This is a genomic window from Hyalangium sp., assembly GCF_045802625.1.
GTDB lineage: Bacteria > Myxococcota > Myxococcia > Myxococcales > Myxococcaceae > Hyalangium.
This window is the reverse complement of sequence record NZ_JBJMQP010000244.1, coordinates 1-20,289: the sequence shown is the minus strand read 5'-3', so window position 1 is coordinate 20,289 and position 20,289 is coordinate 1. Positions and strand designations below refer to the sequence as shown.

At 67.8% G+C, this 20,289-nt stretch carries 27 protein-coding genes; 25 read left to right on the top strand and 2 right to left on the bottom strand.

Translation table 11 applies throughout. The annotated features are described in order from the left end of the window. Positions 1 to 74 precede the first annotated feature (74 nt). The 24 genes from ACJ8AT_RS38045 to ACJ8AT_RS37930 all read left to right on the top strand — a co-directional run bounded on the left by ACJ8AT_RS38045 (position 75) and on the right by ACJ8AT_RS37930 (position 17,713). Positions 75 to 356: a hypothetical protein gene (locus ACJ8AT_RS38045; RefSeq protein ID WP_407742888.1), complete on the top strand. Its 282-nt coding sequence runs from the start codon at positions 75 to 77 to the stop codon at positions 354 to 356. A gap of 213 nt (positions 357 to 569) precedes the next feature. Then, entirely contained in the window at positions 570 to 1,112 is a 543-nt protein-coding gene (locus ACJ8AT_RS38040) for a hypothetical protein (RefSeq protein WP_407742887.1), read from the top strand. 98 nt (positions 1,113 to 1,210) lie between these two features. After that, positions 1,211 to 1,645: a tetratricopeptide repeat protein gene (locus ACJ8AT_RS38035; RefSeq protein ID WP_407742886.1), complete on the top strand. Its 435-nt coding sequence runs from the start codon at positions 1,211 to 1,213 to the stop codon at positions 1,643 to 1,645. 35 nt (positions 1,646 to 1,680) lie between these two features. Continuing rightward, entirely contained in the window at positions 1,681 to 2,076 is a 396-nt protein-coding gene (locus ACJ8AT_RS38030; protein WP_407742885.1) for a hypothetical protein, read from the top strand. A gap of 7 nt (positions 2,077 to 2,083) precedes the next feature. After that, positions 2,084 to 2,917 (top strand): sigma-70 family RNA polymerase sigma factor, encoded by an 834-nt coding sequence (locus tag ACJ8AT_RS38025; RefSeq protein ID WP_407742884.1) that lies wholly within the window; start codon positions 2,084 to 2,086, stop codon positions 2,915 to 2,917. Then, entirely contained in the window at positions 2,874 to 3,359 is a 486-nt protein-coding gene (locus ACJ8AT_RS38020) for an ATP-dependent helicase HrpB (RefSeq protein WP_407742883.1), read from the top strand. The genes ACJ8AT_RS38025 and ACJ8AT_RS38020 overlap by 44 nt, the downstream gene beginning before the upstream one ends. Positions 3,360 to 3,488: 129 nt before the next feature. Further along, on the top strand, positions 3,489 to 4,280 hold the full coding sequence (locus ACJ8AT_RS38015) for a type III secretion protein (protein WP_407742882.1): 792 nt from the start codon (positions 3,489 to 3,491) through the stop codon (positions 4,278 to 4,280). A gap of 66 nt (positions 4,281 to 4,346) precedes the next feature. Beyond that, positions 4,347 to 6,239 (top strand): hypothetical protein, encoded by a 1,893-nt coding sequence (locus ACJ8AT_RS38010; RefSeq protein ID WP_407742881.1) that lies wholly within the window; start codon positions 4,347 to 4,349, stop codon positions 6,237 to 6,239. 24 nt (positions 6,240 to 6,263) lie between these two features. Beyond that, entirely contained in the window at positions 6,264 to 6,944 is a 681-nt protein-coding gene (locus ACJ8AT_RS38005) for a FliH/SctL family protein (RefSeq protein ID WP_407742880.1), read from the top strand. A 4-nt stretch (positions 6,945 to 6,948) separates the two neighbouring features. Continuing rightward, a complete protein-coding gene (gene sctN / locus ACJ8AT_RS38000) occupies positions 6,949 to 8,256 on the top strand; it encodes a type III secretion system ATPase SctN (RefSeq protein WP_407742879.1) in 1,308 nt (435 codons plus the stop codon). Between the two features lie 35 nt (positions 8,257 to 8,291). Beyond that, positions 8,292 to 8,780, top strand: coding sequence for a flagellar assembly protein FliH (locus tag ACJ8AT_RS37995; RefSeq protein WP_407742878.1), 489 nt, complete (start codon positions 8,292 to 8,294; stop codon positions 8,778 to 8,780). Between the two features lie 28 nt (positions 8,781 to 8,808). Further along, complete coding sequence (locus ACJ8AT_RS37990) at positions 8,809 to 9,801, top strand: flagellar hook-length control protein FliK (RefSeq protein ID WP_407742877.1); 993 nt, start codon at positions 8,809 to 8,811, stop codon at positions 9,799 to 9,801. Then, the gene (sctQ, locus tag ACJ8AT_RS37985; RefSeq protein WP_407742876.1) at positions 9,798 to 11,138 is read left to right on the top strand and encodes a type III secretion system cytoplasmic ring protein SctQ; all 1,341 of its coding nucleotides are present in this window, start codon (positions 9,798 to 9,800) and stop codon (positions 11,136 to 11,138) included. Before ACJ8AT_RS37990 ends, sctQ begins: the two co-directional genes overlap by 4 nt. A gap of 94 nt (positions 11,139 to 11,232) precedes the next feature. After that, positions 11,233 to 11,865, top strand: coding sequence for a flagellar biosynthetic protein FliO (locus ACJ8AT_RS37980; protein ID WP_407742875.1), 633 nt, complete (start codon positions 11,233 to 11,235; stop codon positions 11,863 to 11,865). A gap of 3 nt (positions 11,866 to 11,868) precedes the next feature. Then, positions 11,869 to 12,729 (top strand): type III secretion system export apparatus subunit SctR, encoded by an 861-nt coding sequence (gene sctR, locus ACJ8AT_RS37975; protein WP_407742874.1) that lies wholly within the window; start codon positions 11,869 to 11,871, stop codon positions 12,727 to 12,729. Positions 12,730 to 12,741: 12 nt separating this feature from the next. Next, on the top strand, positions 12,742 to 13,005 hold the full coding sequence (gene fliQ, locus ACJ8AT_RS37970) for a flagellar biosynthesis protein FliQ (protein ID WP_407742873.1): 264 nt from the start codon (positions 12,742 to 12,744) through the stop codon (positions 13,003 to 13,005). Next, entirely contained in the window at positions 13,002 to 13,820 is an 819-nt protein-coding gene (locus ACJ8AT_RS37965) for a flagellar biosynthetic protein FliR (protein ID WP_407742872.1), read from the top strand. Before fliQ ends, ACJ8AT_RS37965 begins: the two co-directional genes overlap by 4 nt. Positions 13,821 to 13,833: 13 nt before the next feature. Next, positions 13,834 to 14,895, top strand: coding sequence for a type III secretion system export apparatus subunit SctU (sctU, locus tag ACJ8AT_RS37960; protein WP_407742871.1), 1,062 nt, complete (start codon positions 13,834 to 13,836; stop codon positions 14,893 to 14,895). 33 nt (positions 14,896 to 14,928) lie between these two features. Further along, positions 14,929 to 15,210: an EscU/YscU/HrcU family type III secretion system export apparatus switch protein gene (locus ACJ8AT_RS37955; protein WP_407742870.1), complete on the top strand. Its 282-nt coding sequence runs from the start codon at positions 14,929 to 14,931 to the stop codon at positions 15,208 to 15,210. 43 nt (positions 15,211 to 15,253) lie between these two features. After that, positions 15,254 to 15,730: a hypothetical protein gene (locus ACJ8AT_RS37950; protein WP_407742869.1), complete on the top strand. Its 477-nt coding sequence runs from the start codon at positions 15,254 to 15,256 to the stop codon at positions 15,728 to 15,730. A gap of 4 nt (positions 15,731 to 15,734) precedes the next feature. Next, positions 15,735 to 16,211 (top strand): SycD/LcrH family type III secretion system chaperone, encoded by a 477-nt coding sequence (locus tag ACJ8AT_RS37945; protein ID WP_407742868.1) that lies wholly within the window; start codon positions 15,735 to 15,737, stop codon positions 16,209 to 16,211. Positions 16,212 to 16,319: 108 nt separating this feature from the next. Beyond that, complete coding sequence (locus tag ACJ8AT_RS37940) at positions 16,320 to 16,928, top strand: hypothetical protein (RefSeq protein WP_407742867.1); 609 nt, start codon at positions 16,320 to 16,322, stop codon at positions 16,926 to 16,928. Between the two features lie 112 nt (positions 16,929 to 17,040). Further along, positions 17,041 to 17,259 carry a hypothetical protein gene (locus ACJ8AT_RS37935; protein ID WP_407739505.1) on the top strand — a complete coding sequence of 73 codons (219 nt, stop codon included), beginning with the start codon at positions 17,041 to 17,043 and terminating at the stop codon, positions 17,257 to 17,259. 235 nt (positions 17,260 to 17,494) lie between these two features. Next, positions 17,495 to 17,713, top strand: a complete 219-nt coding sequence (locus ACJ8AT_RS37930; protein ID WP_407739505.1) for a hypothetical protein — start codon at positions 17,495 to 17,497, stop codon at positions 17,711 to 17,713. 174 nt (positions 17,714 to 17,887) lie between these two features. Here ACJ8AT_RS37930 and ACJ8AT_RS37925 read toward each other — a convergent pair whose 3' ends face one another. Together ACJ8AT_RS37925 and ACJ8AT_RS37920 are read right to left on the bottom strand one after the other, a co-directional pair. Next, on the bottom strand, positions 17,888 to 18,469 hold the full coding sequence (locus tag ACJ8AT_RS37925) for a hypothetical protein (RefSeq protein WP_407742866.1): 582 nt from the start codon (positions 18,467 to 18,469) through the stop codon (positions 17,888 to 17,890). 16 nt (positions 18,470 to 18,485) lie between these two features. After that, positions 18,486 to 19,640, bottom strand: a complete 1,155-nt coding sequence (locus ACJ8AT_RS37920) for a zinc-dependent alcohol dehydrogenase (protein ID WP_407742865.1) — start codon at positions 19,638 to 19,640, stop codon at positions 18,486 to 18,488. Positions 19,641 to 20,054: 414 nt separating this feature from the next. Here ACJ8AT_RS37920 and ACJ8AT_RS37915 point away from each other — a divergent pair, with 414 nt between their 5' ends. Continuing rightward, positions 20,055 to 20,273, top strand: a complete 219-nt coding sequence (locus ACJ8AT_RS37915; protein WP_407739505.1) for a hypothetical protein — start codon at positions 20,055 to 20,057, stop codon at positions 20,271 to 20,273. Positions 20,274 to 20,289 lie beyond the last annotated feature (16 nt).

Below are 20,289 nucleotides of genomic sequence, written 5' to 3'. Positions count from 1 at the left end.
TTTTCTCCTAGCGTCCCGGGATCTGCTCCGCGCCGATCGACTGGATGGCGCCCTGACAGGAGACCTTTTCCACGATGCCTCCCCCCAAGCAGCAGCAGCAGGCCCCCGCTCCCGAGCCGCTCCCCACGCCCTCCTATCCGGCCATCGAGTCCTTCATCGAGCGCGCCTCCACGGAGGAGATCCAGTCGCTCTTCAACCCCATCAAGGAAGGCCTCAACGCCCTCAAGGGCCCCAAGGGCGAGCAGGGCAAGAAGGTGCAGGCCGCCCTGGCCAGCACCGAGGAGCTGCTGGGCATCCTCCTGGAGACCCGCGAGCGCCTGATCGCGGAGTCCCAGGGCGGCAAGGGCCGCAAGTAACCCGCAAGTGCCCGGATTTGCTGGGGCCGGGCTCCCGAGGACAGGATTCTCAGGGAGCGAGGCAACCCAGGGCCGTGATCAGCGATAATTACAATGAGAGCGCCGGGCTGGCCGGGGCTCTGAACCTTACGCAGCACTCTTCTCGATTGTCCGAACGCTGGAGGAAACATGAGTGTCAATGGTGTTAATGGCGGTGGGTTGATGGGTCCCCGGATGTCTGCCAACTTGTCCGTGCCGCGGCAGACTCCTGACATGAGCTTCGGCGCTCGCGTGCAGGCTGGCGTGAACAACGTCTCTGGCGCGGTCGCCAGCGGCGTGGGCCTGGCCGCGGGCATGGTCCCCGGTGGCGGCATCGTCTCCGCGGCGGTCTCCTCCATGTCGCTCACGGCTCAGGGCGCCACGGGCGGGGCCTCCACCCCGTACACCGGCGCGCTCCCCGGCGCGACCGGCGGCGGCGCGGGCGCGGTGAGCACGGTGGGCGTGCCCTCCGTGAACACCACCGTGGGCTCGACGGGCTCGGTGGGCATCCCGGGCACCGGCGGCAGCGGCGCGGGCGGCCCCAACTACCTGGGCGGCGCCACCAGCGGCTCGGGCACCGAGTTCAACGGTGAGCTGGCCGGCATGTTCCAGCAGCAGAAGGACCTGCTGAAGCTCCAGGCCACCATGCAGAACGAGTCCCAGAAGTACCAGGCGATCTCCAACGTCCTCAAGACGCGCCACGAGAACGCGAAGAACGCCATCGGCAACATCCGCTGATCCGCTAAGCTGTCGGCGGACGGACTCGGAGCAGGACGGAGGGCGGCGTCGGTGCCGCCCTTCTTCCTTCCGGGGCCTTGCAAAGGAGAGCGTGGTTCATGGCGGAGTCTGCTTCGGAGATTGCTGGCAGCCTGGTTCCCGTCGCCAAACAGCAGGCGATGATCCTGCTCGAGGCCGGTTACATCTGGCTGGACATGGGCAAGTTCGACAAGGCGAAGGACGTCTTCACCGGCGCCGCCGCCCTGATGCCCAAGAGCGAGGTGCCGCAGCTGGCGCTCGGCGCGCTGGAGTTCGCCCAGGGGCGCCATGACAAGGCCCTGCAAGCTTACCGGGCGGCCCAGCGGCTGGCCCCGCATTCGGCCCTGCCGCGCGCGCACGCCGGAGAAGCGCTACTCTTCCTGGGGAAGGTCCCGGAAGCGATGAAGGAACTGAAGGCCGCGATGGATCTCGAGCCCGAAGGCGATGCCGCCCGGCTGGCCAAGGCCCTCGTGGAAGCCAAGGATGCGGGGGTACTCCCCCCGCCGAAGAAGTAGCGCATACAATGCGCTGGAGCTGAGGAGGACTGGCGATGGCTGTCGGTGGAGTCGGACGTGGCGGTGGCAAGGGCCGGGCGGGTGGCGCGAAGGGTGCGTCCGGCAACGCTCCCGTGGGTGGATCGAGTTTCGGGGCCAAGGTCGACAAGGCCGAGTCCCTGGTGGGGCCCTCCGGGCTGGTAGGCTCCTCCAATGTGGAGAGCACCAAGGCCGCGGACCCCATCGCGGCGCAGGCCATGGCCATCGCCAAGCAGCTCAAGAACGGAGGCTTCAAGAACAAGGAGGAGGCTACGCGTCATCTCGTCGCCGAGGTCCTCAAGGAGAAGCTTCACATGAAGTCCTCCTCTCTCTCGGGCAAGATCGCGGACGCGCTCCAAGAGGATCCTCGGCTCAACCAGGTTCTCGAGCGGCTGTGGTCCAAGGCCGAGTGAGCAGCGTTTGGGTTTCGGCGACGACAAGAAGTCCATCCTCGAGAAGTACGGGCCCTACGTGCGGTCGCTCGCGGCGACCGTGCGCAAGCAGTTCAATGCCCAACTCGAGATAGAGGAGCTGGTCGCTTACGGCCAGATCGGCCTCCTGGAGGCCGCGGATCGCTTTGATCCCAAGGTTGGAGCCAACTTCCTCACCTTTGCCCACTACCGCATCAAGGGTGCCATCTTCGATGGGCTGAGGAAAATGGGGGTGTTGAAGGGCTCGGATGCGCGCGGGGCCTTCGTGGGCGAGCGCGCGGCCGCCTATCTTGGAAATTTGTCGGATCGCGAGCAGGGCGGAGGCAACCGCGGAGGGTCATTCGACGATGATGTTAATGACATCTCCAGCGCGGTGACGGGGCTGGCGATGGTGTTCGCCACCAGCCTGGAGGGTGCGGACAGCTCGGGGTACGTGGACGAGTCCCTGCCGGCGGATCAGCGGCTGGAGATGGAGCAGTTGAAGCAGCGGGTGAGGGCGGCGATCGAGAAGCTCCCCGAGAAGGAGCGGCAGCTGCTGCAGGGGTATTACTTCCACGGCAAGACGCTGGAAGAGGCGGGGTCGGAGATCGGGCAGTCGAAGAGCTGGGCGTCGCGGCTGCATGCGCGGGCCATCGAGCGACTCAAGGAACTTCTAGACGACGAGGAAGCCCCGGCTTCCTCCGACGATGCAAGGAGGCAGTCACATGGCGGGTCCGATGGCAGGCGTCTCGGCCGCACAGATCGCGCAGCAGAAGCTGCAGGATCAGGGCGCGCAGCAGGTGAACAAGCAGGGAGCCTCGAAGTTCGACGCGGCTCTCGCTAACAAGGCCCAGGCGGCGGGCGGGGTCGATCAGGCCCACGCGACGCAGGCGGCCCAGGCGGCTCAGAAGGCGCAGGCCACCCAGAAGGCCGATCAGGTGCGCCAGGTCGAGACCGTCAACAAGACGGAGAAGGCCGGCCTGAACAAGGTGAACGGCGCCAACAGCGAGCAGCTGTCGGCCAAGGCCGCCCAGCCGGTGGATGCCAAGCCGGAGACGAGCAAGGCCAGCAACATGGTGACCAGCGTGGTCAACTCGCTGGAGAAGGGCCAGCTCAACCTCGAGAAGCTGATCAACGGGGGCATGAGCGGCAAGAACTTCTCCAACTCGGAGCTGCTGTCGCTCCAGGCCTCCATGTACAAGTACACCCAGGAGCTGGACCTGACCAGCAAGGTCGTCGAGAAGGCCACCAGCGGCCTCAAGGACGTCGTCAAGACCCAGGTGTAGCTCCGCTGCCTGCCCCTCTGTCGGGCGGCGCCAGGAAGGGCGATCCCTCTCTCGCAGGGGTCGCCCTTCCACGTTTTCCGGGACCCATGTTGGAACGGGAAGGCCGCGCCGCTAAGCTAGGCCCCGCACATGACTCATCGATCGTCCAAGCTTGTTGCCCCGCTCCTGGCCCTGCTCCTCATCACCGGCTGCTCCATTGAACTGCAGCATGGGCTGTCGGAGGAGGACGCCAACGAGATCTACGTCCTGCTGAACAAGAACGGCATCAACGCCACGAAGGTGGCGGTGGGTGACGGCAAGGACATGGTCTTCACCATCCAGGTGTCCAAGTCGGACGCGGCGCAGGCCGCGGAGCTGTTGCGCAGCAACTCGCTGCCGCGCCCCATGGAGAAGGGCTTCAACCACTTCGCCAAGGGCAGCATGGTGCCCACGGCCGCCGAGGAGCGCGCGATGATGCTCAAGGCGGTGGCCGGCGAGGTCTCCAACGCGCTCACCAAGGTGGACGGCGTGCTGGAGACGGACGTCATCGTCAACATCCCCGAGACCAATGATCTCACCCAGCCGGAGAACAAGCCGATGCCGTCGGCCTCGGTGATGATCCGCTACCGGCCCACGCTGGAGGGCAAGTCGCCCGTCTCCGAGAAGGAGGTGCAGCAGTTCGTCTCCTCCGCGGTGCAGGAGCTCAAGCCGGACAAGGTCACCGTGCTGCTGACGCCGGCGCAGCCGCCCGCGGCGGAGACCAACTCCGAGAGCCGGCTGCAGGACGTGTTCGGCCTGCGGATGACGGCGTCGAGCGCCAACGAGTTCCGCGTGCTCGTGGCGCTGGTCTCCATCTTCATTCTGGGCATGATTGGCCTGTCGGCCTGGGTGCTCATGCGCGGCGGCTCGAGCGCCTCCGCGGGACGCCCCGCTCGCCGGTAGGCTGAGGCAAGCTCCCCCGGTGCCTCCCGCATCGAACCCTGGGCGATGACGCCCGCGAGGTGACCGTTGGATCAAATTCTCACCTCGCTCAACAAGCGCCAGACGATGCTGCTGCTGACCGCCATCACCTTCGGCGGTCAGGAGGGCGTCGCCTCGCTGGAGCACCTCGCGCCCGAGGAGGGCGAGCTGCTGCTCCACCGCGCCCAGGAGATCATACAGATCCCTCGCGAGAAGCGGATCCCGCTCCTGGTGCAGGAGATCAAGAAGCTGGTGAAGGACCGGCGCGGCCAGCTCTGGAGCGCCGAGCCCGAGAAGCTGGCGGCGCTGATCCAGAAGGAGCGCGGCGCGCTGGCGGAGGTGGTGCTGCGCGCGCTGCCCGCGGTGCTCGCCGAGGCCGTGCGCGCCCACCTGCCCCAGAAGCCGGTGCGGCTCACCCGCGAGGTGCGCCCGCAGATCCTCGACATCGTCCGCTGGAAGCTGGAGCAGCGGCTGTCGCGCAGCGCGGGCTCGCAGGTCGGCTTCAAGTTCAGCGACGTGCTGATGCTGCAGCCCCGCGAGCTGCTCACCGTCTGTGATCGGCTCGGCGCGCGAGTGCTGGGGCCGGCGCTGGCGGGGCTCGCCGAGGAGCAGCGCGAGGCGCTGATCTCCGTGCTGCCGCCGGACCAGAAGCAGCTGGCCATCAAGTCCGTCCAGGCCAACGCACCCCGCAAGCTGCCCGAGGAGGAGGCCAAGGAGCAGCTCGCGGTGCATGACGGCCTGAAGAACCTGTCCGCCGCCCTCCGCAGCGCGGGCACCCAGCGCCTGGCGCGCGCCTGCGTGGCGCAGTCCGCGGAGTTCGCCGCGCGCATGCTCGAGCGGCACCGCAGCGACTTCGGCAGCCTGCTGGCGAAGTGGGTCCGGGACGAGCGCTCCAAGCCCGTCTCGCGCACCACTGACGGAGGCCGCGCCGACATCGTCGCGGATCTGGAGCGGCTCGCGATCCGGGGCCTGATCGATCGCCCGGTGCGGCTCACCCCGCAGCGTCCCGCGCTGAACCCTCCGCCGGGCCGCGGCGCACCGCCGCCTCCCGTCCGCTCCGAGAGAGCCGAGCGGGCCGAGCAGAGTTCCGCCCGTGTTCCTCCTGGCCACGAGCGCTCGAACTACTCGGCGCCTGCTAACGCTCCCCGGCGCGATCCCATGGCCGAGCGCGAGGCGCGGCGCGCGGGGGCCGTGGGAGGCGCCTCCCACCAGGCCAACGCCAACGAGCGCCAGGCCAACGCCAACGAGCGCCGGGATCCCATGGCCGAGCGCGCCGCCCGCCGCGCCGGAGCGCTGTCCTCCCGAGAGGGCTCCCGCGCGAACGAGGAGTCCCTGGCCGACGCTCCGCCCGACGCCTCGCGCCGGCACCGCATGGGGCCGCGGGAGGTCTCCGTCAACGTGGCTCCCCGGCGAGAGCCCCCGGTGGCTCCGGATCCCGGTGGGGCTCGGATCGGTCCTCCTCCCGGGCGAGAGAACTCGCGGGTGGGCTCCCGGCAGCAGCCACCCGAGGTGGAGAGCTCCCGCGTCGGCTCGCGACAGCCTCCTCCCGAGATGGGAGACATCTCCCGCGCCGGCTCCCGGAGGCCTCCTCCCGAGGTCGGAGGGGCCGCCGCCGCGCCCCGGCGTGAACGGGAAGGGGAGCGGCGGAGCATTCCCCCCGCGCGCATTCCTCCTCGCATGGGCGAGCGCCCGGCGGGCCCGAGCGATCCCGAGGTCTCCCGGGTCATCTCCTCTCCGGGCGCCCGCAACCAGCGGACCGGGGTGAGACCTGCTCTTACAGCAGAAGAGCCAGATCGCCCGCCCCGTGTCCTCTCAGGCAAGTCAGCGGCCGTCTCCGGTGGGCCGCGCCCTGCGAGGGGCGAGGGGACGAGCGTGCAGCGGCGGCCCCGTCCCGGGCCTGAGGACAACTCGGGGCGTGGACCTCGCGGTGGATCGCGTTAGCATCCGGCCCGCAAGGAGCTGTCCATGGCGATCGGCAAGGTGATCAAAGGTGATGGGCCGGGGGCGGACGCTGTCGTCTCGGCCGAGCGGCCCCTGGCGGCGCGGCCGACTCGCGCGGGCGTGATGAACGCCGAGATCTTCGATGCGCGGCAGTCCGCCCAGGGGATCATCGAGGAGGCGCACAAGGAGAAGGAGCGCATCCTCGCGGAGGCCCAGCGCGAGCGCGAGGAGGTGCTGGCCAAGGCGCGCGAGCAGGGCCGTCAGGAGGGGCTCGCCCAGTCCACCGAGGTGCTGCTGCGCGCCAAGATGCAGGCGGGGCAGATGCTGGCCAACAACGAGCGGGACGTCATCGCCCTGGCCTGTAAGATCTCCGAGAAGATCATCGGCCGGGACATCGAGCGGCAGCCGGAGCTGCTGCTGGACATGTGCGCCACGGCCATCGAGCAGATCCGCAGCGCGCGCGCCATGGTGCTGCGGGTGCACCCCAAGACGGCGCAGGTGCTGCGCTCGCGCAAGCCGGAGCTGATGGAGCTCATTGGCCGGGCGGTAGACTTGGCCATCCGCGAGGATCCCGAGGTGTCGTCGGTGGGCTGCATCGTCCAGACGGAGTTCGGCACGGTGGACGCGCAGCTGCCCACGCAGTTCGAGATGCTCCAGAACGTGCTGGTGCCCGACCCCAACAAGAAGAAGGAAGGACCGGCGTAGGGCCATGGCGATCGATCTCCAGCACTACTACTCGCTGTTGAAGGATGCCTCGCTCGTCCGGGTGCGGGGCCGGGTGACGGAGCTCACGGGCCTGGTCATCAAGGCCAGCGTGCCCAACGTGCGCGTGGGCGAGGTCGTCTACATCAAGAGCCGCAACGGCCGGGTGAAGGCCGAGGTGGTGGGCTTCCAGGGCGACGAGGTGATGCTCATGCCCCTGGGCGAGCTGTCCGGCATTGGCCCCGACAGCGAGGTGATCCCCACCGGCAACCCGCTCACCATCAAGTGCGGAGACGGGCTGCTGGGCCGCGTGCTCGGCGGCACGGGCGAGCCCATCGACGGCAAGCCCCTGCCGGAGGGCATGATCGACTGGTCCGTGGACCGCGACTGCCCGGACCCGTTCAAGCGCCAGCGCATCGAGCGGCCGCTGCCCCTGGGCGTGCGCTGCATCGACGGGCTGCTCACGGTGGGCGAGGGCCAGCGCGTGGGCCTCTTCGCAGGCTCCGGCGTCGGTAAATCCACGCTCATGGGCCAGATCGCCCGGAACACCCAGGCGGACCTGAGCGTCGTGGCGCTGATCGGCGAGCGTGGCCGCGAGGTTCGCGAGTTCATCGAGGACGCCATGGGCGAGGAGGGCATGAAGCGCGCCGTGCTGGTGTGCGCCACCTCCGACCAGCCCAGCCTGGTGCGTCTGCGCGCCGCCTACGTGGCCACCGCCATCGCCGAGTACTTCCGCGAGCGCGGCGGCAACGTGCTGTTCATGCTCGACACGGTGACCCGTCTTGCCCGCGCCCAGCGCGAGATTGGCCTCGCCATCGGCGAGCCCCCGGCCCGCCAGGGCTACCCGCCCAGCGTGTTCTCCATGCTGCCGCGCATCCTGGAGCGCACCGGCAACTCGGATAAGGGCAAGTGCACCGCCATCTACACGTGCCTGGTGGCCGGCGGTGACATGGAAGAGCCCATCGCCGACGAGGTCCGCGGTATTCTCGACGGCCACTTCATCCTCAACCGCGCCCTGGGCGAGCGCAACCAGTGGCCCGCCATGGACGTGCTGGCCAGCCTCTCCCGTGTGATGAGCGGCATCGTCTCCAAGGATCACAAGAAGGCGGCCGGCAAGCTGCGCGAGACGCTCGCCACCTACGAGAAGCAGCGCGATCTCATCCTCCTGGGCGCCTACCAGGTCGGCACCGACCCCCGGACCGACTACGCCATCGAGAAGTACGACGCCATCATCGACTTCCTCAAACAGGACACCCACTCGAACTCGCCCTTCGAGGAGACAGTCGAGAAGCTCATCGCGCTCTTCCAGGACTGACGAAACGGGGTTTTCCGGGTTAGGATGGGGCCACCATGCCCCAGTACCGGTTGGAGACCCTCCTGGATATGCGCGCCCGCGCCAAGGAGGAGGCTGAACAGGCGTTCTCCGCGGCCATCAAAGCCCTGGAGAAGGAGAAGCTGGAGCTCAAGCGCCTCGAGGAAGATCTGGAGCGGCGCAAGGTCGAGCGCAAGCAGAAGGTCATGGCCTACCTCAACGAGGTGATGGCCAAGGGCGCCGGCATCAACGGCATGAACATGATGAGCCGCTTCGAGCAGCGCCTGAAGGACGAGGAGGCGCAGGTGGCGCTCGACATCGAGCGTCAAAAAGAGGCCGTCAAGGCCGCCGAGCGGCTGGTCGAGCAGCGGCGCTACGTGATGGCCGAGGCCGCCAAGGAGCTCAAGGCCATCGAGAAGCACAAAGAGAACTGGAAGAAGCAGGTGAAGCACGAGCGCCAGCAGCGCGAAGAGATGACGCAGGAAGAGATCGGCAGTGCCTTGTTCCAGGCCCGCCAGCGCAAGTAACCTCTCCCCCCCTTTTCAGGTACGAGCGATGAGCCGAGTCGACGACGATCGCCAGGCAGACCAGATCACCCAGCGTCTCCTCCAGGAGAAGCAGCGGGCGGAGGCCAAGAGCAAGCAGATCCGCACCACGGAGAATGCCTTCTCGAAGCTGGTCCAGCAGAGCCAGACTGCCAAGGCGCAGACGCAGCAGAAGCAGGAGACCAAGCAGAGCCTGGCGCAGCAGGTGCTCGCGCGCGTGAAGGATGGGACGGCCACCGAGGCGCGCCAGCAGGAAGGCGCCGCCACGCGGCAGACCGGGGAGCGCCAGGAGACGGGCAAGGCCCAGGGGCGCCAGGAGGCCAAGAACCTGGACGAGGGCGTCCACGCGGCGCTCTCGGGCGAGGCGGAGCGCACCTCCGAGGGTCAGCAGACGGACACGGCCCGGGGCGAGCTGATGGCCGCCGACCGCAAGGAGGGCCGCGAGGGCACCGAGTCCCTGGCCGAGTCGCGCCGCTCGGACTCGAAGGCCGAGGGTGACGCCAAGGCGGACGATCGCAGCGCGGATCTGCGCAGCGCCGGGCGGGCCGGGCAGAAGGGCAGCCTCAAGACGGACGCGGACTCGAGCGGCGGCCAGAGCGGCGGCAACAAGGATGGCAAGCAGGGCGGTGAGGCGGCCGCGGCGGCGGGCTTCCGCTTCAACCCGGCGCTGATGGCGCCCGTGCCGGTGGCCAAGCCCAAGCCCACCGCGGGCTCGGACCGGCTGCGCGCCATCGCCAACGAGATCGCCCAGAAGATCGTCGAGCGCGTGCGCGTGGGCACCAACGGCGCGGGCGCGGCGGAGTTCCAGATCGATCTGCGCAGCAACGTGCTCAGCGGCCTGTCCATCAAGCTCAGCGCGAAGAACGGGAAGATCTCGGCCGTCTTCAGCGGGAGCGACCGCGACGTGCTGAAGATGATCCAGGAGCAGAGCGAGGGCCTCAAGAGCGCGCTCCAGGGGCGCGGCTTGAAGCTCGAGGATCTCAAGTTTGAGGCCCGCGCATGACACTGCGCCGGGATGATGAGCCCGGATACCACGAGCGGACGATGCTGGTGGACCTGCGCCAGCTCCACTCGTCCCGGCCGTGGAAGCCGTTCCGGTTCCGGAACCTGGAGCGGGTGGACCGCACCCAGACCGAGTTCATTGCTCGCGCCCACCGGCTGGCGCCGCCTCCGAGCGCGGCCGAGCCCCTGTACACCCGGCTCAAGGCGCTCTTCGACGCCGACGCGCGCATGTCCCTGGTGTCCATGCAGATCCGCCCCGTGTCGGAGCTGCGCCGCCACCTGGGGGATCCCTCCTTCCTGACGGTGCTCGCGCCGGGGGCGCTCAAGAGCCGCGTGGTGCTGGAGGTGGAGCTGGCGCTCGCGCACAACCTGGTGGACATGCTGCTGGGCGGCGCTGGCGAGACGGTGGGCCTGCGGCCGCTGACGGACATCGAAGAAGGAGTCATGAGCTTCGTCGTCCTCGAGGCGCTCAAGTCGCTGGCGCCCTCGCTGGAGCCCACCGTGCCCCGCCTGCGCTTAGAGGCCGTGGCGCGCACGGTGGACGAGGTCGCCTCCAAGCTCGGGGAAGACGAGCTGGTGCTGGTCGTCCAGGCCAACGTCACGGTGGGCTCGAACACGGGCATGGTGCGGCTGATCGTCCCGGCCTCGGTGATGGGCGCGGCGGACGAGAGCCGTGGCAGCGCCGAGCGGCGGGCCCGGCTCGTGTCGGATGCCAAGATCAACCGGCGGCTGCTGTCCACGGTGCGCACGTGGCTGCGCGCGGAGATCGGCCAGGCGGAGATCGCCAGCGCGGATCTGGCATACATCCGCGTGAAGGATGTGGTGCTGATGGACGCGCTGACGGCGCGGCCGGATCGCGGCGAGGCGGGCACGGCCACGCTGCGAGTGGGGCTGGGAAGCTCCCGCGTGGCGGCCGAGGTCTTCGTCGAGGACGGCCAGTACAAGGCGCGCATCAAGGACTTCGTCATCGGCGATCCGGTCTTCCAGCGCGTGCTGCCGATCGATGAGGCGGCCGGGGCGGGTGCCCGGCAAGATGAGGTTTTCACCAATCCGGAGAACGAGATGGCTCCGGACTCGGAAGGGGATGCCTTGGACTCGAACAAGCCCGAGGGCAGCGAGCTGCTGGCCGATATTCCGCTACAGCTCGCCGTGGAACTTGCCCGGGTGCCCGTCACCGCGGATGAGGTGGTGGCGCTGAAGGTGGGGCAGGTCATTGAGCTACACCGCTCGCCTGGAGAGCCTGTGGAGCTCTCTGTCAATGGCAAGGTGGTCGCTCGCGGCGAGCTGGTGGAGGTGGAGGGGCAACTCGGCGTCCGAGTGCTCTCCCTGGCGGGGTAGACCCTCAGGCAGGCGGGCGGGCAGGGCGCACCCCCGGATCCGGGGTGGAGCCATGGCGGTCCCGCCGCCGAATGGACTAGCCTCGCTCCCAGTCATGGTGGTTTCCCTCCTATCGAACGTGCGCTGGGCCTTGCTGGCCTGCGCCTGGCTCCTGCTCGCGCCTCCGCTGGCCTCCGCGGAGGCTCCGGCTGCCGCCTCGCCGGCCTCCTCGGCGAAGGCGCCGGTTCCCATTGCTCCGGCTGCCGCTGTGAAGGCGCCGGCCCCTGCTGCGGCTCCTGCTGCGGCGGCTCCGACTCCGGCAAGCGATCTTCCGGATCCCTTCGAGGCCCAGGCCGCCACCGAGGAGCCCGAGAGCCTGGGCTGGACGCTGGTGCGCACGGTGCTGCTGCTGCTCGCGGTGCTGGCCAGCATCTACCTCACGCTCAACGTGGGCCTGCGCAAGCTGATGGGGTTGCAGGGCGTGGGCCCGGGACGCAACCCCCTGGTGTCCGTGGTGGAGCGGGTGCCGCTCGATCAGCGCCGGGCCCTCTTCGTGCTCAAGGCCGCGGACGAGTACCTCCTGGTCGGCAGCGGCGAGGGCGGTCTCCAGCTCCTGTCGAAGCTCGACACCCAGGCCGTCGAACGCATCCGGGCCGAGCGCCCGCCCGCCACCAACGTCGTCCCCCTGACTCCCTTCCTCCAGAAGCTCCTCTCTCGCCGGACCGGTTCCACGCCCCCTCGGTCCTGAAGATTGCCCCCCGTGAGATCCTCGCCCCTTCGCCAGTCCTTGTCCCGCCTCACTCCCTGGCTCTATGCCGCCGCGGTCGCGCTCCAGCCCGCCGTCGCCCTCGCCGCCGGTCACGCCAAAGGTGGCGGTGGAGCCGCCGCCGCCAGCCCGGATCCCGTCCCGGACAACGTCGCCCAGTCCCTGACGAACCCCGAGTCATTCGCCTCGCGCCCGCTCATCCTCGTGCTGGCGCTGGCGGCGCTGTCGCTCGTGCCGTTCGTGCTGATGATGGTGACGAGCTTCGTGAAGATCTCGGTGGTGCTCTCCATCGTCCGCTCGGCGCTGGGCACCCAGCAGATCCCGCCCACCCAGGTCATCACCGGGCTGGCCGTCATCCTCACCGTCTACATCATGGCCCCGGTGGGTCAGAACATGTACAAGGCGGCCGAGGTGGACATCTGGGCCAAGGGCCCGGGGCTGCTCTCCTCGGAGACGGTGGGCACCCTGCTCGAGGGCGCCAGCCGCGCCAAGGAGCCGCTGCGCGAGTTCCTCGTCAAGAAGGTCAAGGACAAGGACCGCGCGCTCTTCTTCCACCTGGCCAAGAAGATGCGCAAGGAGGAGGACCGCAAGAGCATTGGTGACCGGGACTTCATGGTCATCATCCCGGCCTTCGTGGTGTCCGAGCTGAAGGAGTCCTTCCAGATCGGCTTCCTGCTCTTCGTGCCCTTCATCGTCATCGACATGGTGGTGGCCAACATCCTGCTGGCGCTCGGCATGCACATGCTCTCACCGACCACCATCTCCATGCCCTTCAAGCTGCTGCTCTTCGTGCTCGTGGATGGGTGGTACCTCATCGCCAAGGGCCTGGTCATCGGCTACCTGTAAGAGGCGCGCGCCATGCATGAACTGACCGTCATCACCCAGCAGGCGCTCTTCCTGGTGCTCGTCGCCTCGGCGCCGCCCGTGCTCATCAGCCTGATCGTCGGCTTCATCATCTCCGTCTTCCAGGCCACCACGCAGATCCAGGAGCAGACGCTCACCTTCGCGCCCAAGGTCATCATCGTCTTCGTCGTGCTGGCCATGACGGGGCCGTGGATTGGCTCGCAGCTGGTGCGCTTCACCTTCCACGTCTTCGACCGCTTCCCGGCGATGCTCAAATGAACGCCACGGATGTGCTCGCGAGGTTGACGCAGCAAGCCAACCTCTCGCTCGTCATCTTCACGGTGGGCCTGCTCATGTGCCGGATCATGCCGGTGCTGGTGTTCTCGCCTTTTCTCGGCGGCGAGGTGGTGCCCACCGAGGTGAAGATGGGCGTGGGCATCACGCTGTCCATCGTGCTCTTCCCGCTGGTGGCGGACCGGATGGGGGCCCTCCCCATCACCGCGCTGCCCTTCATCGCGCTGATGCTGAAGGAGATCTTCATCGGCGTGACGCTGTCCTTCATCATCAACATCATCTTCGACGCGGCGCGCGTGGCCGGCACCCTGGCGGACACCATGGCGGGCAGCAACAACGCCCAGCTCTACGTGCCGCAGCTGGGCCAGCAGGTCTCGCTCTTCTCCAGCATCAAGGTGCAGCTGGCCGTGGTGCTGTTCCTCACCCTCAACGGGCACCACATCATCATCCAGACGCTGGGCGACAGCTTCGTGGCCATCCCCCTGGACGGCTTCCCGAAGTTCAGCTCCGGCTTCTGGCCCTTCTTTGACTTGATCACCCGGTCCTTCGCGCAGCTGCTGGCCATCGCCCTGGGGCTCTCGGCGCCCATCGTGCTGGCCACCTTCCTCACGGACCTGGCCCTGGGCGCCATCAACCGCGTGGCGCCGCAGCTCCAGGTGTTCTTCATCTCCATGGCCATCAAGCCCCTGGTGTCCGTCGTCATCGGCGCCCTGGCCATCCAGCTCATCATCGAGCGCTTCCAGCGGGAGTTCGTCTCCATGCTGGAGATGCTCAGGCATGCCTTGAAGCTCCTCACCTGACCCGGCGTCTGTCATGTCTGACGAGAAGACAGAAGAACCTACACAAAAGAAGCTCGACGATGCCCGCAAGAAGGGTCAGGTCTGGAAGAGCAAGGACCTGACGGGCGTCTTCGTGTTTCTCGTGGGGTTGGGCGCCCTCAAGAGCAGCTGGCCGAACATCGAGGCGGAGATCAAGACGCTCTTCCGCTTCTCCTTCGAGCACACCTCCCAGCCGGACACGCTCGAGGTCGCCACCTTCCACCTGATGCAGATGGCGGTGCGGGATGTGATCGTCCTGAGCGTGCCCATCATCATGGGGGCCGCCGTGGTGGGCGGGCTGGCCGAGTTCCTCCAGGTGGGCTCGCTGTTCACCATGGACACGCTGATCCCCAAGCTGGAGAAGCTCAACCCGCTGGCGGGCCTGAAGAACATCTTCTCCAAGAAGACCGTCGTCGAGCTGATCAAGAACCTGGCGAAGATCTCCATCGCCGCCTACGTCGTCTATGGCGTGGTGCGCGACGCCATGGGCATGGTGGTGCAGACGGCTCGCCAGGAGGTCCCCGGCATCATGGCCGTCATGGGCGAGCTGGTGTACCGCGTGGCCGCCCGCATTGGGCTTGTCTTCCTGCTGTTCTCCATCTTCGACATCTGGTGGCAGCGCAAGTCCTACATGAAGGACATGATGATGTCGAAGGACGAGGTGAAGAAGGAATACAAGGAGAGCGAGGGCGATCCGCACCACAAGGCCCACCGCAAGCAGATGCACCAGGAGATCATGGAGGGCGCCCAGATGGAGTCCGTCAAGAGCGCCGACGTGATCGTCACCAACCCGGATCACGTGGCCGTGGCGCTCAAGTACGACCGGGAGAAGGACGCGGCGCCGCGGGTGCTGGCCAAGGGCCTGGACTTCAAGGCCGAGCGCATCAAGGAGATTGCCCGGCAGGCGGACGTGCCGCTGCTGCGCAACGTGCCGCTGGCGCACGCGCTGCTGCGGATCGACGTCGGCCAGGACGTCCCCGAGGAGCTGTACGACGCGGTGGCCGAGGTCCTCAACTTTGTCTACGGCCTGAAGCAAGGCTCGCCCGCGCAAGCCTGACGGGCCTCACCCCGGCTATCATCCCGAGCGACCATGAACGACGAGACCGAGATCGCGATCGCCCTGAAGTACGACAAGGAGAAGGACACCGCGCCTCGCATCGTGGCCAAGGGGCTGCGGCTGAAGGCGGAGAAGATCCGGGAGATCGCCCGCCAGTACAACATCCCCATCATGAAGAACGTGCCGCTGGCCAACGCGCTCTACCGCATTGACGTGGGCCAGGAAGTGCCCGAGGAGCTGTATGATGCGGTGGCCGAGGTCCTCAACTTCGTCTATGCCCTCCAGCAGGAGCAGCAGGCGGGCGGCCAGCGCTGACAAGGGCTGGACGGACGGACCCCTTCTGGAGTGAGGTTGCGCCATGGCGAAGATCAACAATCAACCCCCGAGGGCACCCCTCTGGCCATGGGGTGGGCCGCGCAGCGTCCGCGAGAAGCTCGTCGACCCGTCGCAGCTCAACCGCAAGAAGTTCAAGAGCGGCAACGCGAAGAACCCGGCGCTGGCCTCGGCGGCGCTGCTGGACTTCATTGGCCCGGCGCACTCCTCCGAGGAGCTGCGGCTGCCCAGCCCGCCCAACCCTCGCAACCATGACGCGCCGCTCGAGGCCTTCTCGGACCGGCCCCACCTGGAGACGGTGGCCGAGCGCGCCGAGAACGAGCAGCGGCAGATGCTGGAGCGGGGCCTGGCGCGCATCAACGCGCCGCCGGACCGGATGGACCGGCTCAAGGCGCTGCTGCAGCGCGAGTCACAGATGCTGTCGCTGATGGGGCACGTGCACTCCGAGGTGGTGGAGATCCAGCGCCGCATCCGCGAGGAACAGAAGGACGAGGGCTTCTAGCGCCATGGCCGTACCCAATCCCAACAACCCCCAGGACGAGGCGAAGCTCGTCGCGACGCTGCAGAAGTGGGCCGACGGCAAGGCCACCCTGAAAGAGGTGCGGGGCTACACGGACGATGAGCTCTACGCCATCGCCAAGACGGCCTACTTCTTCTTCTACCAGGGGCGGGTGAACGAGGCGCGCACGCTCTTCCAGGGCCTGTACGCGGTGAACCCCACGGACTCGTACTTCGCCAAGGCGCTGGGCGTGGTGGAGCTGGCCGCCGGCAATGCCCAGGGCGCGCTGGCCGCGTACGACGTGGCCATCAAGCTGTCACCCAATGATGCGCAGGCCCACGTGGGCCGCGCCGAGGTGAAGCTGGCCCTGGGGCAGAAGGCGCAGGCGATCGAGGATCTGCGCAAGGCCACGGGGCTGGCTCCCGAGGAGGACCCCGTCTCTCGCAAGGCCGAGGCGATGATCAGCGCGCTCTCCCGGCGGTGAGGCCCGGGGCCGCCTCCATTTTCGGTGCTGCTGATTCCGCTTCCCTGAAATTCTGGTAATGTCGCTAATCAGCCCCTGGCTCCCGCTCTACTCTAAGGAGGAAGTACCTTGTCGACGAAAGATTCGAAGGCCCAGCCGATTCCCGTTCCCAAGGAGCCGCCCGAGATGATCGCTCGGCGGGGGAAGATCCTCGCGGAGCTGGAGAAGCAGTCCAAGACGGCGACCGGCAACATCAAGGCCTGCATGCTCAAGTCGGTCCAGGTCCTCAAGGCGATGGAGCCGTCGGCGCCGCTGGATGAGCACCTCTACCGGGACTTTACCGAGGCCTTCATGCGCCTGACGAAGGACCCGGCGGCCCTTCCGCCTCCGGAGATCTTCCTCCTCACGATTGAGTACATGCAGGAGCGCATCGCGGCGCTCTCGCCGCAGTTCACCTCGTCGTCGGCCGAGCACGGGATCAAGGCCCCGGCCATCACGGCGGCGGCGGCTCCGGCGGCGGCAGCTCCGGCGGCGGCGCCCGCGGCTCCTCAGGCCCCGGCGGGCAAGGCGGCCAAGGACGGGTTCGAGTCGGGTGGCCAGCCGAAGAAGAAGATGTCCCTGGGCGGGGATGACGCTCCGCCCCCTGCCAGCTCGTCGTCGGAGAGCAAGAAGCAGGAGGAACTCGAGTCCTTCAAGACGTGGATGAAGAACCCGGGCCTGGGGAAGATGAAGGGCTGATCCGCGGGCTGGTTCTCCGTGGATCAAAAAATAGGAAACTCCACGAGGGCACGGCCGATAATCAGGGTGTAACGCTACTTTTTCCGCGAACGAAACTTCGGAGGACAAAACCATGTCGAGCATCAAGAGCATCTCGGATATCGTGACCAGCCAGCGCCAGGGCCTGACCAGCACCCAGCAGGAGATGGTGAACGCGGCTCCCGAGGAGCAGCGCCCCTACCTGCAGGCTCAGTTCAAGCTGGAGAACGAGTCGCAGGCCACCCAGCAGATCTCCAACATCCTGAAGAAGCTGGACGAAATGTCCTCCGCGGTCATCCGCAACCTGGCCTAATACCAGGCAGGCAGTACCTGAAGCACTCGGAGCCGGACTTGCGTGGGCGAAGGAGCCCTCTGCAAGCCCGGCTTCGGCTTTTGCGGGCTCGAGCTGCCCGGAGCTCGGCAGGGGCTGATCGGAGGGGGAGGGGAAAATCGGGGGGAAAAAGAGGCAGGAAACTCCGGAGGGCAGGGGCCGATAATCAGGGTGTAACGCTACTTTTTCCGCGAACGAAATTTCGGAGGACAAAACCATGTCGAGCATCAAGAGCATCTCGGACATCGTGACCAGCCAGCGCCAGGGCCTGACCAGCACCCAGCAGGAGATGGTGAACGCGGCTCCCGAGGAGCAGCGCCCCTACCTGCAGGCTCAGTTCAAGCTGGAGAACGAGTCGCAGGCCACCCAGCAGATCTCCAACATCCTGAAGAAGCTGGACGAAATGTCCTCTGCGGTCATCCGCAACCTGGCCTAATACCAGGCTGGCAGTACCTGAAGCACTCGGAGCCGGACTTGCGTGGGCGAAGTGGCCCTCTGCAAGCCCGGCTTCGGCTTTTGCGGGCTCGAGGCGCCCAGCGAGCCCCCGCCTCCAGCTCCACTTCGGCGCGCCCGCCGGGGAAGGGCGAGCCCCTTCCCCGGGCCGCGCGGCCTATTGCCCGTACGCGGTGCGCAGGTGCAGGGTGCCGCGCACGCGGTCGAGCCTCGCGCCGCTGAGCCCGTTGCGCAGGTACATGCGGCCCAGCAGCCCCACGGCGGCGAGCGGCAGGGCCACGGACGCGAGCTTCTTGAGGCGGTGCTCGGCGCTGTCCACGCGGTCGCCCAGCAGCTTCAGCAGCCAGTACTGGGGCTTGTGGTCGGGGAGGCTCGAGGCCCACTTGCGGATGAGGCCCGACAGCCCCTTGGGAGGGCAGGTGGTGCCGAAGACGGGTGGCCACTCCCGGTTGGGGCGGCCGTGCTTGAACACGGTCGCGCGCGCGGGGTCCATGCGCTCGATGTCCAGGCGCGCGTTGGGCCAGGGCTCCGGAGGCCGCATCATCGGCACGCCGGGGCGGCGCGACAGCTCACGGTCCACGCCCCAGTAGGCCGGGCGCTGCGGGGCCTGCACTGCCTTGTAGCCGGAGTGCCGCTGGATGTCCTCGGGGCTGCTCAACGTGGGCTCTCGTGGGGTGTGGGTCGTGTCGATGCGGGGGGCCCGCACCTGGGACTCACGCGGAGTATTTGTCGTTTCCATGTGGGTTGTCTCCGGGCTAGTGGATGGTGGGGCCGTTGGGGAAGAGGGCGCACTTGATGCACCCGTCCTTCTTCTGGGCCATGGTGCGGTAGAACTCCGGGGCCTTCTCCAGGGGGCCGCGGTGCGTGAGCACGTCGGAGGGGCGGATGCGGCCGGCCTGGATGTGCTCGAAGAGCAGCGGCATGTAGCGCTTCACGCTCGCCTGGCCCGTGCGCATGGTCTGCGCCTTGTTCATGTACGTGCCGATGTCCACGCCGGTGAACGGCGGGCCGTACGCGCCGATGACGGAGATGGTGCCGCCCTTCTTCGTGGCGTGGATGGCGGTATTGAGCGCCTGCGGGCTGCCCGCCTCGAGCTTCGCGTAGATGCCGAGCGCGCGGTGCATGGGGCTGCCGGCGGCCTCGGCGCCCACCGCGTCGATGGTCGCGTCCGCGCCGAGGTCCTCGGTCATGCCCTTGATGATCGTGACGAGATCCACGTCACGGAAGTTGAGCGTCTCCACGCCCAGCCACCGGCGCGCGAACTCGAGCTTGTAGTCGTAGTGGTCCACCGCGATGACGCGGCCGGCGCCCATGGCCCAGAGCGACCACATGGCGAACAGGCCCACTGGCCCGCAGCCGAGCACGAGCACCGTCTCCCCGCCGCGGATGTTGCACATCTCGGCGGCCTGGTAGCCCGTCGGGAAGGCGTCGGTGATGGGCAGCGCGTCCAGGCTCGAGACGTCCTCGGGCACGTGCTCCGCGTCCACGCCGATGAAGGGCACGCGCACGTACTGGGCCTGGCCGCCGTCGTAGCCGCCCATGGTGTGCGAGTAGCCGTACATGCCGCACGCCGCGTCCGTGCTGGGGTTGGTGTTCATGCAGCACGACGTCAGGCCGCGCTGGCAGTAGTAGCAGCTGCCGCAGAAGATCTGGAACGGCACCGCCACCCGGTCGCCCGGCTTCACGCCCGTGACGTCCCGGCCCACCTCCTCCACGATGCCCACGAACTCGTGGCCGAACGTGGAGCCGACGCGGGTGTCGGGGATCAGGCCGTGCAGGATGTGGAAGTCCGAGCCGCAGATGGCGGCGGTCTCCACCCGGACGATGCCGTCCTGCGGGTGCTCGATGCGCGGGTCCGGCTTCTCCTTGACCGACACCCGCCACGGTCCTTCGTACGTGAGTGCTTGCATTGGCGTCCTTCGAGGTATGCAGGCGCGTCGAGATTGGGCGCTGCCCGACACAGCGTGTGCACTTCGTCCACACCAAGCATGGGGGGGCGCTGCGTCCGTCCGGTCGCGCGCCACTTGGTCGAGGCAGCCCAGAGGAGCAGTCGCACCGTCGGCCACCGGGCATGCGACTGGCCAAGGCTCAGGCCGCGTGCACGGCAGGCAGGCCCGACTCGGCGGGATTGGGCGCCCGGTCCGGCCAGCAACTGCCCGGTTTCGGCTTCGGCGAGTGCGAAGGGGCTGGGGCCCAGCTGCGGCTGATCGGAGGGGGAGGGGAAAATCCGGGGGAAAAAGAGGCAGGAAACTCCGGAGGGGAGGAGCCGATAATCAGGGTGTAACGCTACTTTTTCCGCGAACGAAATTTCGGAGGACAAAACCATGTCGAGCATCAAGAGCATCTCGGACATCGTGACCAGCCAGCGTCAGGGCCTGACCAGCACCCAGCAGGAGATGGTGAACGCGGCTCCTGAGGAGCAGCGCCCCTACCTGCAGGCTCAGTTCAAGCTGGAGAACGAGTCGCAGGCCACCCAGCAGATCTCCAACATCCTGAAGAAGCTGGACGAAATGTCCTCCGCGGTCATCCGCAACCTGGCCTAATACCAGGCTGGCAGTA